The sequence below is a fragment of the Maribacter sp. 4G9 genome (assembly GCF_002742265.1).
GTDB lineage: Bacteria > Bacteroidota > Bacteroidia > Flavobacteriales > Flavobacteriaceae > Maribacter.
Genome location: NZ_MDGL01000058.1, coordinates 1 through 13,671, shown reverse-complemented (window position 1 = coordinate 13,671; position 13,671 = coordinate 1). Strand labels below are relative to the sequence as shown.

The 13,671-nt window shown below is 34.6% G+C and carries 11 protein-coding genes and 2 pseudogenes; 12 read left to right on the top strand and 1 reads right to left on the bottom strand.

Annotation, left to right across the window (positions count from 1 at the left end):
• The 12 genes and pseudogenes from BFP75_RS08225 to BFP75_RS08170 all read left to right on the top strand — a co-directional run.
• Nucleotides 1-173, top strand: a pseudogene (locus tag BFP75_RS08225) (IS5 family transposase); the annotation flags it as partial.
• A gap of 123 nt (nt 174-296) precedes the next feature.
• Nucleotides 297-1,214: a PD40 domain-containing protein gene (locus tag BFP75_RS08220; protein ID WP_099544765.1), complete on the top strand. Its 918-nt coding sequence runs from the start codon at nt 297-299 to the stop codon at nt 1,212-1,214.
• Nucleotides 1,153-1,956: a matrixin family metalloprotease gene (locus BFP75_RS08215; protein WP_099544764.1), complete on the top strand. Its 804-nt coding sequence runs from the start codon at nt 1,153-1,155 to the stop codon at nt 1,954-1,956. Before BFP75_RS08220 ends, BFP75_RS08215 begins: the two co-directional genes overlap by 62 nt.
• Nucleotides 1,957-3,153: 1,197 nt before the next feature.
• Nucleotides 3,154-3,444 (top strand): helix-turn-helix domain-containing protein, encoded by a 291-nt coding sequence (locus BFP75_RS08210; protein ID WP_099544763.1) that lies wholly within the window; start codon nt 3,154-3,156, stop codon nt 3,442-3,444.
• A 136-nt stretch (nt 3,445-3,580) separates the two neighbouring features.
• Entirely contained in the window at nt 3,581-3,916 is a 336-nt protein-coding gene (locus tag BFP75_RS08205) for a hypothetical protein (protein ID WP_099544762.1), read from the top strand.
• A 557-nt stretch (nt 3,917-4,473) separates the two neighbouring features.
• A complete protein-coding gene (locus BFP75_RS08200) occupies nt 4,474-5,595 on the top strand; it encodes a helix-turn-helix domain-containing protein (protein ID WP_099544761.1) in 1,122 nt (373 codons plus the stop codon).
• A gap of 82 nt (nt 5,596-5,677) precedes the next feature.
• Nucleotides 5,678-7,174 (top strand): alpha/beta hydrolase, encoded by a 1,497-nt coding sequence (locus BFP75_RS08195; protein ID WP_099544760.1) that lies wholly within the window; start codon nt 5,678-5,680, stop codon nt 7,172-7,174.
• Nucleotides 7,175-7,338: 164 nt separating this feature from the next.
• The gene (locus BFP75_RS08190; protein WP_099544759.1) at nt 7,339-8,619 is read left to right on the top strand and encodes a DUF2268 domain-containing putative Zn-dependent protease; all 1,281 of its coding nucleotides are present in this window, start codon (nt 7,339-7,341) and stop codon (nt 8,617-8,619) included.
• A 117-nt stretch (nt 8,620-8,736) separates the two neighbouring features.
• On the top strand, nt 8,737-8,886 hold the full coding sequence (locus BFP75_RS08185; protein ID WP_099544758.1) for a helix-turn-helix domain-containing protein: 150 nt from the start codon (nt 8,737-8,739) through the stop codon (nt 8,884-8,886).
• Nucleotides 8,887-8,983: 97 nt separating this feature from the next.
• Complete coding sequence (locus BFP75_RS08180) at nt 8,984-10,888, top strand: SBBP repeat-containing protein (protein ID WP_099544757.1); 1,905 nt, start codon at nt 8,984-8,986, stop codon at nt 10,886-10,888.
• A gap of 60 nt (nt 10,889-10,948) precedes the next feature.
• Nucleotides 10,949-12,421 carry an alpha/beta hydrolase gene (locus BFP75_RS08175; RefSeq protein ID WP_099544756.1) on the top strand — a complete coding sequence of 491 codons (1,473 nt, stop codon included), beginning with the start codon at nt 10,949-10,951 and terminating at the stop codon, nt 12,419-12,421.
• Nucleotides 12,422-12,613: 192 nt separating this feature from the next.
• Nucleotides 12,614-13,465 carry an SMP-30/gluconolactonase/LRE family protein gene (locus BFP75_RS08170; RefSeq protein ID WP_099544755.1) on the top strand — a complete coding sequence of 284 codons (852 nt, stop codon included), beginning with the start codon at nt 12,614-12,616 and terminating at the stop codon, nt 13,463-13,465.
• Between the two features lie 82 nt (nt 13,466-13,547).
• Here BFP75_RS08170 and BFP75_RS22350 read toward each other — a convergent pair.
• Nucleotides 13,548-13,671: pseudogene (locus tag BFP75_RS22350) on the bottom strand (IS256 family transposase); the annotation flags it as partial.

Sequence of the window (13,671 nt, the reverse complement as noted above, 5' to 3'; positions counted from 1 at the left end):
ACCTATACGATGAAAGATATGCCGTGGAAAGGGCGAATGCATGGATGGACAGCTACCGTTCCCTGCTCAACAGGTTCGATACGACCACCGAAAGCTGGAAAGGATTCAACTATTTGGCATTCATTGCGATAGCGTTGAAAAAATTCAAGAAAAAGAAAAAAATAAAAGTTTAAACCACTTCATTAAAAACAATGTATTTTCATACGAAGGCAACATTTTTATAGAAGGCTACATTCCAAAGTCTAAATGAAGGCATGTTACTAATATGATATTTTATTTGGTAAATAATTAAACAAGTGATTAACAAATTTGAATTAAGAAACATAACATTATTTTTAAGCATTTTAATATGCTTTGGTTGTGTAAAAAAAACAATATATTTAGATAGTGACTATCCTAAGAAAACACCTAAAATATATGCTAAAGGAATTATAAATCTTGACGGAAGGCTACAACAAAACTTAACTATTAGTAATCAGGGTAAAGAGCATTATTTTACCATTACCAATTCTGAAGAATGGAGGTATGAAACCATATTAAGAGTAAAAAATCAAGGTAATATCCAGATAGATACACCAAACTTTGTAAAGAATTTTAAATTCAAAAACGAAAAGTTTATTGGGGAACCAATGATAGTTCCAAATAATCAGGAACTTTTTTTTGTAGCGGACTTTCCGCCAAAAATATGGTCTACTCAGAGACTGAGAACTGGAATATGGGACAAGCCCAAACCAGTAAAGAACATTAGTACTACGAAGTCAGATTGGTATCCGAGTTTATCAAAGTCTTTGAATTTATATTTTACCAATGGTACACTATATAGAGCGAAAAGAGTTAAGGATAATTACTCGACTTTTGAAAGGGTTAAAGCTAGTTTTAATAAACAGGATGTAAGAGATATTTGTATATCACCTAATGAAGACTACGTTATATACACAGCCGAAAATCCCCTGGGTTTTGGGAAAAGTGACTTATATGTTAGTTTTTATCAAAATGATGACACGTGGTCAGAAGGTGAAAATTTAGGTGATAAGATTAATACAAAATTTCGGGAATTTGCACCATATATATCACCAGATGAACAGTTCTTATTTTTTTCTAGACGCGATCGTTGGCAAAACGCTGAATTCTCAAATATCTATTGGGTAAGTCTTGATATCTTGGAACAATTTAAAACTCAACCAAAAAAAGGAAGTCATTATCATTCAAATTGATATCAAAAATATTGAAATTAGAAGGTTTAGAATAATAATGTATTTTTTATTTGGCACTCTTTTATTGTCAGCATGTGGCAAAGATGATGGTGAAAGTCCGACTCCAATTAATCTATCCGATGATTTTGCTTCTTGCAATTCGCAATTATCCGCTTGCACCAATGGAAATGGCCAATATTGTCTTTTTGGATTTAAATGGGGTAACGATAGCCTATTTGAAGTATCAAACATCAATTCGGGACCTAAATCAAGTGGTGGGATTGTAAACTATAGTTTCCAAGAGGAAAATGGATTTATTAACACACATCGTCAGATAAACTTGCCAAGTAAGTCGTACAATAAACTATTACCTTGTGCAAAAAACCAAATTAGAAAAGCCTTGATGGCCTGGGCCAACATTGCCAATATTGAGTTTGTCGAATCATCTAACAATAGTAAGAGTCAGATTAGATTCTATGTCGCTGATATCCTTCAAAGTGGAATAGGATACCCTAATTATCCAGATGATTTATGCGGTAGGCTTTCAGGAAGTGTAATTATTCAGTCTGAATTAATAATCAGAGATTGTGATTCATTCTATATTTTTGCACTACATGAAATTGGTCATGTTCTCGGATTGGGCCATGTTAACTCAAACAACGTAATGAATCCAAATTTTTCAAGTTTTAACTTTCAAGAACTACAAGTTGGTGACACTTTGGGCATTGTGCAGATATATGGAGAGAATTTGAGTATTAGATGAAAATTTTGTTTCTAAGCAGGTAATAAATTTGACTAGCGAAAAATCATTAATATTGATTTAAAATTCAAAGATTTTAATTAGAAGGGCTAAAACTCCTTTGGATAGGGCGGTCAAAGTGAGCCACCTCGGGCGGATGAAAGTGAGCATAGCAAATCAGTTGCTCAAAAAAGACTAAAAGAACAATTGATTCATTGGGAAAAGTCTTTGAGAAATTTTTTTCACTGCTCATCATAAAAAATGGGGAAGTTATTTTTGAAAACTACTAAGCTCCATACTCAAAGGACTCTAAATACATATTAATTCTTGTACAAAAAGTGTTATTTCTATGTTGTTTGGAATGGTGTTCAGAGACAAGTTGCAAGAAAATGGCTTGCCGATGGAGGGCGCTATAAGTACTGATTAGACATTACAGGCAAAAGGTGTTCGTATTATTCACAGTAATACTTCATTAAACTGCTATTTCTTGGTCTCTTTAATAGTTTCGTTAATTAACCCTTTATGAGACTTTATCAATCCATTTTAATGAAAATATTGACCTTATAGCTAAGGTCTTATACGGTTCAGAAAAATTCTTATACTTAGTTTTTATATAGAGATATAGCTTCAATACTTAATATCGCTATTCCTATATATAACCATCTCATCATATAACCATAGCATCATATGATGATAGCTATATAGTATCCTATATTACTATGGCTAATTATTTCCGTGAGTTCTAGATTTATTGCTAGGGGGAACAAGAACACCATGCCCTGAGCTTCTCCCCCTCAATCTAGGATTCTTCTTTCCCCTAACCACATCATTTCTGCGGAAGTTCACAAAAACTTTTGGTTTTTATGAACACCCTTGAAAAATAGGATAAACGTGCAAAGCAAAAAGACTTTTCACCCTTATCTATCATTTATTTTAAAGCCTATGAAATTATATTCAAATATGCTGTACATCAATTAATGTACAGCACTGAAATAAAATGCTGTGCAATGCTGCTAGGTTTGTAAAACAAATTATAAGAGCAACTTGCTGGAAAAAGGGATAAGAGATTCTTTTTTAGTCCAGTCTTTTGAAAGTCTCATACTAAAAAAGTTAGTTTATTTCAAGGTTTACCATACATAAAATGATGTATGTCAAACAGATAAAATCTTGTCAAAGGCCAGTAGGTTTGTTTAATAAAGTAAATCATAAAACCACCGCATTATGAAACGAATATTTATTATGGATGAAAATGGCATCAAGGAATACGTTCCGGCTGAGTTCCTTCAAAAAAATTCTTTACCAACTTTGGAAAGCTATTCGGAGGAAAGAAAAAACGAAGATAAATTACTGACCATCGCCGACCTTGTTAAAAAATTTCGGGTAACAAGACCGACCATTTACGCCTGGATGGAAAAAGGGCTTTTAAAAAAGATACCGCTTGGTGGCAGGGTGCTTTTTCATCCCGATGATATCAATACCCTAATTGAAAAAATGAGAGGGAATTCTTCTTGAGCGGGCTAATGTAAAAACACTAAATCGTTTATATCAAATTTTAATCGGAGTTCATGAAGCAAGTTGTGTTTTTGATGCCAAAAACTACTCACTTTGTTCGCAAGCTTGTTAGAGATTCTCCCCAAACCCCTAAATTATGGCACGGCCTAAAAAACCATTACATCAGCTAAAAACGAAAAGGATTTGTCTCAGACTTACCGTTAAGGAGTTTCTTATTGTTGCTGAAAAAGCGAAGAGGGATGATTTGAAAATAGTTCAATATATTCGAAAAAAATCAACTGTTGGGGTGATTGCTATCAAAGAAGTTTCACAAGAACGAAAGGACTTGATGGAAGGCTTAGTGAACAATGGAAAAAGGTTTAATTCTTTGACTAAAAAAGCCAATAGCAGCATCCATAACCCGCGAGAATTGTGCCGTGAAATTAAAAAACTTAGGAAAATACTACTTGCTCTGGCAAAAGAAATATTGTAAAATATTGATAAATTTATTGGATTAGGCAAAGTCTGAAACTAGTACAGCTTATTAGTGATTCTTTAAAGATGAATTTTTTCTCAAGTCTAATCAATCTGATTATTGAGCCGTGAATTGTATTTTATAAGCAATAATGTTTGGACGAGTCCCAAATCTTGATTCTATATTACTGAAAAACAATTGTTTATATATGATATTTTCTATGTGGTAACCGAATCTGTCACCTGTAAACCCTAAATATTAAAGAACACCAATTGAAATTAAAATTGGGCAAATTTCTGTAAAAACACTATTACAATAGTTTCATGTAAATTTACTCGTATGCTAAAAATAATGGCCATCTTTTACATTCCTACGAGTGAAACAAGGAGGTCTATTATACAACGTCATTAATAATCATAATTGTAACAACCTGATTTTTATTTATCATTGTAATAAAACCCCCTTAAATGAAAACACTAACAAAAGGGAAGTACTACGGAGTTAGAGATTTGGAAAAATTATTTTATGGGATTCTATTGCCCCAATACAATTACAACTCAATAGACTAAATTCACATGAAATTAGTAGTAGATTTTATATTAATAGCAGGTATTTTATTGAATATCATAGTATTAATAGGTTTGTTGCGTTTAGAGCAAAAGAAATTACCCCAACAGATATTAATTGTTTTTTGGTGTATAATTCTCAATATTTTAATTTTTTTCTATGCGAACTTGCATGAGCTGAAGACATTACGGTTTATTACTAATTTTTTTCAGGATGGCGCCCGATTTTTAACACCTCCGCTAATATTTCTCTACATAAAATCAATTTTTAGCAAGAAACCAGACTTGCTTAAAGAGGGTTTAATTCATTTTGTTCCTTTTATCATCTATTTTTTGTTTTACACGGTTCCTAGTTCTTTTGATTTTCAATATGCTAAATTCATTGATGGACATATCAGAGCATTAATAAAAGATGTGTACGGAATCGTATATTTTAGCATTTCAATAAAACTTTTCTATGTTTTGAGTAAAACTATGAAGCAGAATTACTCAACCATTAAAGAAAAAGACTTTCTATGGATTGAAAAGTTTTTAATCTGCTTTCTACTTGTTCGTATAGTTGCCTTTATTCTAAATACTAGTGAAATTTTATTTGGATACGATGTTTCTTGGGATGCTTATATTACCATATCTTTTATGATAGTAGCTATGACATACCTCGCCTATTATGGAATTACACAATCTGAAATTTTCTTGCCTGATTTCTTAATCCAAGAGAATGCGTCCAAAAATATAGAAAGAGAAAGCAAAACCTCTTACTTAAAAGATGACGAAAAAGGTGCGTTGAGGCAACAATTTTATAAATATATGAATGAGGAAAAATTATATTTATTACCAGATTTGAATCTAAAGATGCTTGCTGATAAAATAGAAGTTTCTGAGCGCAAGCTATCAGCATTTTTTGGTGAGGTATTAAATAGTAGTTTCTATGATTCTATTAATTCATTTCGAGTAGAGGAAGCCAAAACCCTTTTAAAATCTAATGCTGTTGAAAGTCATTCTATTACTGGAATTGGACTTTCTTGTGGTTTTAGTTCAAAAAGTAGCTTCTATAGAATCTTCAAAAATAGAACAGGAGTATCACCCTCAGTTTATAGAACATTAGATTTAAAAGAGTCTCATCGCACGTAATAAGACCATATCTCTTTCGTATACTGCCATTTTTAATTGCAAAACTTCAATATTTGTTCTCGTTAATAAATGAAGAAATAATATGAACAGGCTTTCTTTCGCTCTAGTACTTCTTTTAGTATCAAATACATTTCAATCCTGTCAGGAAACCTCTGAAGAATTTCAAATTGGAATTAAGCAAGCTCACAATAATCTTATCAGAAAGAACGATTCCTTTCTAACAGCTAATCGTGGAAAGATATTTAGCCAGGAACTAGAGCACTTTAACTCGGTCATTGATTCTTTAGAGCAAACCGTTCAGCATTTGGTCAAGAGCTACGAAGCACACATTGAAGAAATAGATGTAAAACTCGTTGATAGTCTGTTAACTGAAACCAAATTCAAGCACAAACGATATCGCTTGTTATATCCACAGAACTATCATCGATTCTCCGATTTCAAGAAAAAAGCTGTCGTATCCACCGACTATTTTGAAAACGTAATGGATGGAAGTTTTAATGCCCCTTACCTACTGCAACACAAAGAATACAAAAGATGTGTGAATTTTTACTTTGATATTCTTTCTGTTGGAAAATACAAATTTTCACACCTTGAATATGTTCCTGTAAAACGTTTAGATAATCGTTATGATGCCATAGCAGAGTTAGAAGCACATAAAGATGTGAAAGATTTTTTTATCAAGGATCATTTTACTTCCAATATTTGGACCTACCGTGTCGAGGCTTTTGATTACGCTTACTCGAAAGCTATGAAAGATGTCAAAAATCAACAGTATGTGCAGGAAATCAAGGATGCTTACAAAATGGGGCACGATAGAAGGAAAGCTGCTAGCGAATTAAAAGTTTACAAAACAGTAGATGGTATCACCCTTAATGCCCATATATTCTACCCAGAAAATCACGATAAGAGTCAAGCAAAACCTGCGCACCTCTTCTTTCACGGTGGTGGTTGGGCGATTGGATTACCAGAATGGAGTTATAACGTTTGTAAGAGTGCTGCGAAAGATGGTAGAGTTGCTATCGCCTTCGATTATCGGCTTAGGACTATCCACGGAACTGATGTGAAAGCTTCGGTTAGTGATGCGCTAACGGCAATAGCTTGGGTAAGAGAAAATGCAAAAGAACTAGGCATTGACCCAAACAAGGTTTTGGCAGATGGCTTTTCGGCAGGTGCTCATTCAGCTTTGGTTTCGGGTATGATTGAAAATCCTGAAGATTTTGGAGTGACTTCAAAATATAGTTCAAGACCTGATGCTATAATTTTGATGTCTTGCCCATATAACATTGCTGGGAGAGATGTGTATGACATTAAGTACGACACAAAAATAATCTCACCACTTTATCTCATAGAAGAAAACCTTCCACCTATACTTGCCTTTCACGGTGAGAACGATGATATTGTTGAATTTCCCGGATTCGAAAAATTCAGAGATGCCATTCAAAAAACCAAGAATAGTTTCACTTCACAATCGTATCCAGGCATGGGGCATTTTTTTAGAGGAAGCCCTCAAAAAGATTTAGAAGAAAGAAGAAAACTTGAGGAAGAATTCTTATTTAAACATGGTTTTAAATTGCAATAAGGCCTGCGGAGAACAATGTGTACAAGTAATAGCGGTCTAAGTGATAAAACGAAAGAAAAATACAAAACAAAGGCTAGAGAAAATTCGAAAAGTTGTGAATAGAAATCAGCTACTACTCAAACAGAAAACCGTTATATGCCATATGCGCTCGAGAACTTAGATGTATGAAATATTCTATTTTATTCTTATTAATACTGTTGAACAGTTGTCAACCTAATCACCAAACTATTCCCCCTGACTTAGATGTAATTGGTAGCAAGTGCGATGAATTGAGAGCGACTGGCTCAAATTACAAAGCTGCTCAACTTTATTTCAAAACAGGACAAAATTTAGGGTCGTCAGAGTTGTTTGTTTATGCTGCATGGCAATTTGGGAAGGCTAATATGCCTGATTCAGCATTAGTAGCAATTAATTATGCTATCGACAATGGAATGAGTAATCCGAAAATATTGGATGCATACGATATTGACGAAACTACGAAAAATAGTGTATTCAGACAGAAGACTGATAGTCGACTAGACTCCCTTAAAACGAACCTTGAGAATATCGACAACTTTGAAATAATACTAGAACCTATGGAGTCATTCTGGAGCTATTTCGATATAGCTATCGCAGATACAGCCAAGGCAAAACAGTATTTGTCCGAATACATTCTGAATGGTTCTACGGCTATTAAAGACTATTACCACATTCGCTATGAAAATGTGGACAACATGTACCAGACCATGATCATAAAGAATCCCGACTTTTACGAATACCTCAAAAAGGCGATTTCTGAAGAACACCTGAATGAAGTAGCCATAGAGTCTAAACAAATGATGATGCAGTTTGCTAAACTTTATCCTAGGGCGGTATTCCCTAAAACTTACATTGTGCCTGATCTGATTAACAGTTCTGGAACCCTGACGGAGCTTGGACTTTATGTTGGACTAACCATGTTTGCCAAATCAGAGAACATGCCGCAACAAAACTTAAATAACTGGCAATTATCTACTATCACTGAGTTTGATAACATGAAGTTTGACCTTGTACACGAACTTATGCATTATCAACAGTCCTATTCAGATGAAGAAAATGAAAATCTACTTCTTGGCAAATTGATACAAGAGGGTGCATGTGACTTTCTGGTTAGCCTACTGACAGAAAAACATGAAATGAGTCCAGCAGTAAATAGAAGACTTGATTATATCAATGACCAGAAAAATAGGGCTTTTGTTCTGAAGGAACTAAAACGAGACCTTTATAGTCAAGATTTATCTAAATGGATGCATAATGGAGGTGGTATAAAGGATAGACCAAGCAACTTGGGATACACTATGGGCTATTTGATATGTAAGTCATATTATGACAACACCACAGACAAAAAACAAGCAGTCTATGAACTGTTGAATACTGACAATTTCAAGAGGATTATCGAAGAGAGTGAATACAATGAAATTTTATAAACGGCATAAAACAGATATTAAAATGAATATGCGACTGAGCTTTTAGAAAGAGTAGTGAGAAATAGAAACCTTGAAGCTTTTAGCAACTCGAGCGTCTGATCATTTTAGTTAGGCGTTATGAAGCTAGCCGATGAACCGGAGAGTCAAAAATATTTGATTGTGGGTTTGGGACAAGAAGTTGATTTTAGATCCAAGGCCTCCTTTTACCGTGCATTTAAGAAGGAAACAGGCATGACTCCCTCCCAGTTTATCAAGTCCCAGACTTAGAAGAGTTTCATATGGCTTTCTGAGACTCCTCCAGTTTGGATTCATTCCTGTCTACCGCGACTTTTGGAAAAAATCAAAAAAAATTAATAAATCAATCATGAATAAATCAAGTTATTTCGCCACACCTTTTATTACTTTACTATTGTTTTCATTTCTGAACATATATTCTCAAAGCATACCAATCGATTCGGTTAATTTTAAATTAAACAGGGCAGAAATAGTAGAGTTTCAGGGCAGAAGATGTCTTAAAGGGAGCGCAAATTGGAAGACATCATTCAAAAATGGAATTATAGAGGCTGATATTTGGATTCCGGATGTAAGATCATATCCAGGAATCGACTTCAGGGTTCAACAATCTGGACAAAGTTCCGAACAAATATACATACGCCCTCACAGGGTAGGACTCTATGACGATGCGCTACAATATGCCCCTGTATTTAATGGGGTCACCTGTTGGCAACTTTACTTTGGTGAGGGCTACAATTCTAGCCTTGATATCGAGTTAGAAAAATGGGTGCGAATAAGAATTGAAGTGATAGATGAGCAGGCACGTATATTTATTGAAGATATGAAAACTCCAATACTCTTCATTAAAGAACTAGCTCATACTCCAGTAGTTGGAGACCTTATCTTTAATGGTGGCAGGGGCAATGTTTACTTTTCCAATATCAATATTCAGAGTACTGATGATTTGGATAAAGTTGAAGAGCATGGTATACTCTCTAAAAACAACCAGTTTCCAGATTGGCAATTGTCGAGTCTACAGTCAAACGAATCTTTTAATTCAAACCAAGTACCTACATTCTATCAAAACTTTAATGCTGGATGGGAGGATATTGAGGCTGATAAGACTGGGCTCGTAAATATTTCGAAGTATAGAAAAAATGAAAAGGACCTAAATTGTGTTTTCGCCAGATCAACGTTTTACTCTGATAAAGAAGAAACCATCAAAGTAGCTTTTGGTTATAGCGATGCAATTAAGATATTTCTTAATGAAGAACTTATTTATTCTGGAGATTACGCCTACAGGAGCAGAGGAAACTCATTTACTGGAACAATTCAATCTAAGGACACACTTTATCTAAAACTAGAAAAGGGTATAAATGAATTATTTATTGCGTCCAAAGATCAATTTGGAGGTTGGGGTTTTAGATTTCAGAACAATAAACCTATTCAACCGATCAAGTCATCATTGAATCCCAAAATTCAAGAAACCTGGAGTAAAAAAATATCGGATTTTTCTCCTGAATCTGCCTTATACGATGAAAAAGAAGAAGTACTCTATGTGAGTCACTTTGATAGTCAAAAATATAAAAAGGCCAAGCCAGAAGGGTTGATTTCCAAAATGAGCACTACAGGTGATATGTTAGATTCATTATGGATAGGTGGGTTGAATGCTCCAACAGGTATGTGCAAATCGGGTGATAAACTATTCGTAGTGGATAGAAAAGAACTAGTTGAAATATCCATTAAGAAAGCAGAAATTGTAAAAAAATACCCATTTCCAAATGGTACTGTATTTCCAAATGACATTACTGTTGACAAAAAAGGCAATATCTATATTTCTAATTCCGATCCTTCCGTTGACGCTGTAGATATTTTTACATTGAAAAAAGGCAAAGTCGTGAGCTGGATGGTAAGTGATGAACTGGTCAATACCAACGGAATTTTCTGTGCTGGCGAGAATGTCTTCATTGGAAGCCGTGAGGGATCAAAATTGTATTCCATTAATCTTTTGACCAAAGAAACAGTCGAAATAGCCTCATTCGGCTCAGGAATTATTGACGGGATAAGAACACTTGACAATGGAGGTATGATCATCTCTCAATGGGAAGGATTGATCTATTACTTGTCACCACAAGGTGATGTCACCCTTTTACTTGACGAAAGAGGTATATGTAACACTGCTGATTTTGAATATAATAAAGAGTTGAGTACCATATTCGTTCCAACCTTTTTGGGTAAAGGAGTAAAAGCCTTTAAGATTGATTGGTCTGAGTAAGTAAAAAGCTAAGAACAGAATTATAATTAAATAAAAATCTTTTGGAAAAAATCAAAAAAAATGAAAAATTTATTTATCGTACTGCTTACTGCACTAATCTTAATCAACTATAGCTTCGGTCAGGGTAGTCTAGTCAATGTTAAATCCAAGAAATTTAAGACCTCCGAAGGTCTTAAGGTCGAAGGACAAGTCGGCTATTTAGAAGTTCTAGAAAACCGTAAAAATCTATCAAGTAGGAAGATTCAATTAAAATACATATATCTTAAGAGTCTTTCGGAAAACCCTGCCTCTCCCTTGGTATACTTGGAAGGAGGTGGAGGAGTGAGTACCTGGGAAGCAGAAAGCCCAGAAGATCTAAACGATAGAATAAAGTTATTAGAAGTGGCAGACCTCATCTTTTTAGATAGAAGGGGTTCCAGCGATGAGACACTTACTTACATTTGGCAAGAAGACTTTCCCGCAGACTTTTTCATATCAGAAGAGATTGCAAATAAGCATTACAAAAAGGTAGCGAAGGCTGCTTTAAAGAAATTTAGCGATGACAAGGTTGATGTCTCTGGATATAACATTGAAGAACACGCTAAAGATGTGAACGACTTGATGACAGCACTCGGGCTTGACGCATATACCATCTTCGGATTTAGTTATGGTTCCCACATCGGAATGACCACTATGGACATGTATCCGGACCGAGTGGATAGGGCAATTCTGGTAGGAGCTGATGCCCCGAATCAAGCGTTCAATTTTCCACGACATCTGGATTCACATGTGAAGAAGATTGGTAATCTGATAGAGAAAGAAGCAACACTTGATATGACTGCTCTTCAGTTTGAAAAGCTGCTACATGATACGATGCAAAAGCTTAAGGAAAACCCTGTATCCGTGACAGTTACAAACCCATTGACAAGAAAAGAGATGGAATTAAAAATAGGTGACTTTGGACTCGCACTAATACTACGATTAGATATAGACGACTATCATGACATTCCAGTAATTCCACGACTACTTCATACCATCAATACAGGTGATTATTCCCTGCTTAGTTGGTTTGTACAGAAGAGGATCGTGTTGGCAATTGGATTACCCGGACAGGGTATCAACCAGCAGCTAGCATCAGGAGCCAGCCAAGAAAGATGGTCTCAGATTGAAAAAGAAGCGGAGGAAAGCCCATTTGGCAATAGTGTAAACTTCCCTTTTTCAGCTGCAAAAGATCATTGGCCAAAAACAAAGCTTTCAATTGATCCATCTATTCCTTTAAACTCTAAGATTCCTACGTTATTCATTACTGGTATGCTTGATTGCAGAACGCCAGTTGAACAAGTGGAAGAAATCATAAAAGGGTTCGATAATTCCTTCCATGTACAGGTTGAAAATGCCGGACATGAACAGGCACAATGGGATGCAGAAGTCTCGGATAGTATTATCCCATCGTTCATCAAAGGCAAGTCCTTAGAAACCAACATCGTTTACTATTTGGATATTGAGTTCATTCCATTAACGGGAAATGCCACCGGACATCCCTCACTCAAGTAAAGCTTCATAACAAACGATATAGTAAATGCCTCTACTGAGATACTTAAAACTGAAATGAAAGACTGAAATATGAGTAGATATTTAAATAATCTAGAGGTACGTGCCATATCTGATTGTTGTTTACCACTTCGGCAAGTTCCTTGATATGTACAAATTTAAAAATAATAAAATGAACTTATTAAAGTCTAAAAAATGAAACATGCTATTTTAATCATTCTATTATCGTTTCCCTTATTTAAGGATACGGAACCACCGGTTATAGAAAAAGTTTGGGAAATCTCTGAGGGGCTAGAGGTCCCAGAATCCGTAGTATACGATAGGGAAAATAATGTGCTTTATGTTTCCAATTATAAACGTTTTGTAAAAAAAAAAAATGGCAGTAATTATTCTGATTGTTCTATTTCTAAAGTTGATTTAAATGGTCAGATTATAATCAAAGATTGGATTCCCAATTTGTCTTCACCAACAGGATTGTTTTTAAAAGACGGTTTACTGTATATCGTTGAAAGGTTTGGAATAGCAATTTACGATATCGAAAATGATAAAATGAAAGCACGACATCGTATTAAGCATGATTTTTTTATTAATGATATTACCATAGATAATGAAAATAATATATATGTCACAGAAGCCGGAGGTAATACGTTATATAGAATAAAGGAAAATAAAGTAACCTCATGGATTAAGAGTGATAGTATAGGGGATGCAAATGGAATCTCTTTTATAGATGACAAACTTTATATTGGTGTAAATGAAGATGGCTTTCTCAAATCCATTGATACAAAAACCAAACAGATTTCAAATGTATACCACTTAGGAGAAGGTAATATAGATGGTATTAAAAAAAGGGGGAATCAACTTCTAATTTCTTTGTACGATAAAGGAATGAGATTGATTGATGAAAATGGAGAAATTATGGAATTTGTAAATACTTCTTCGACAGGATTACACTGCGCAGATTTCGAATACATTCCGCATAAAGATATGATTATAGTCCCTTCTCTATTTGACAATACATTAACAGCATATAAATTTAAAGATTAGCTTAAAGTCTTTAATGTAAACTTTTTTTTGACACTATCCCACCAAGTGTGTAAGTTAAAAATAACGAGGGTTGGACTTTTATCTAAAGTCTGACCCTTTTTTCATAGATTGTAAGGAACTGGTTTAAAATTATGCCCCAGTTCCTGATGGGCATGGACCACTTCTTGGTGGCCTCCCTTGTTGCCAAATATACGGATTTCATCACC

Coding starts and splice junctions, on each gene's coding strand:
- BFP75_RS08210 (WP_099544763.1), top strand. CDS start 3,154: ATGAAACGAATATTTATTATGGATGAAAATGGCATCAAGGAATACGTT.
- BFP75_RS08205 (WP_099544762.1), top strand. CDS start 3,581: ATGGCACGGCCTAAAAAACCATTACATCAGCTAAAAACGAAAAGGATT.
- BFP75_RS08200 (WP_099544761.1), top strand. CDS start 4,474: ATGAAATTAGTAGTAGATTTTATATTAATAGCAGGTATTTTATTGAAT.
- BFP75_RS08195 (WP_099544760.1), top strand. CDS start 5,678: ATGAACAGGCTTTCTTTCGCTCTAGTACTTCTTTTAGTATCAAATACA.
- BFP75_RS08190 (WP_099544759.1), top strand. CDS start 7,339: ATGAAATATTCTATTTTATTCTTATTAATACTGTTGAACAGTTGTCAA.
- BFP75_RS08185 (WP_099544758.1), top strand. CDS start 8,737: ATGAAGCTAGCCGATGAACCGGAGAGTCAAAAATATTTGATTGTGGGT.
- BFP75_RS08180 (WP_099544757.1), top strand. CDS start 8,984: ATGAATAAATCAAGTTATTTCGCCACACCTTTTATTACTTTACTATTG.
- BFP75_RS08175 (WP_099544756.1), top strand. CDS start 10,949: ATGAAAAATTTATTTATCGTACTGCTTACTGCACTAATCTTAATCAAC.
- BFP75_RS08170 (WP_099544755.1), top strand. CDS start 12,614: ATGAAACATGCTATTTTAATCATTCTATTATCGTTTCCCTTATTTAAG.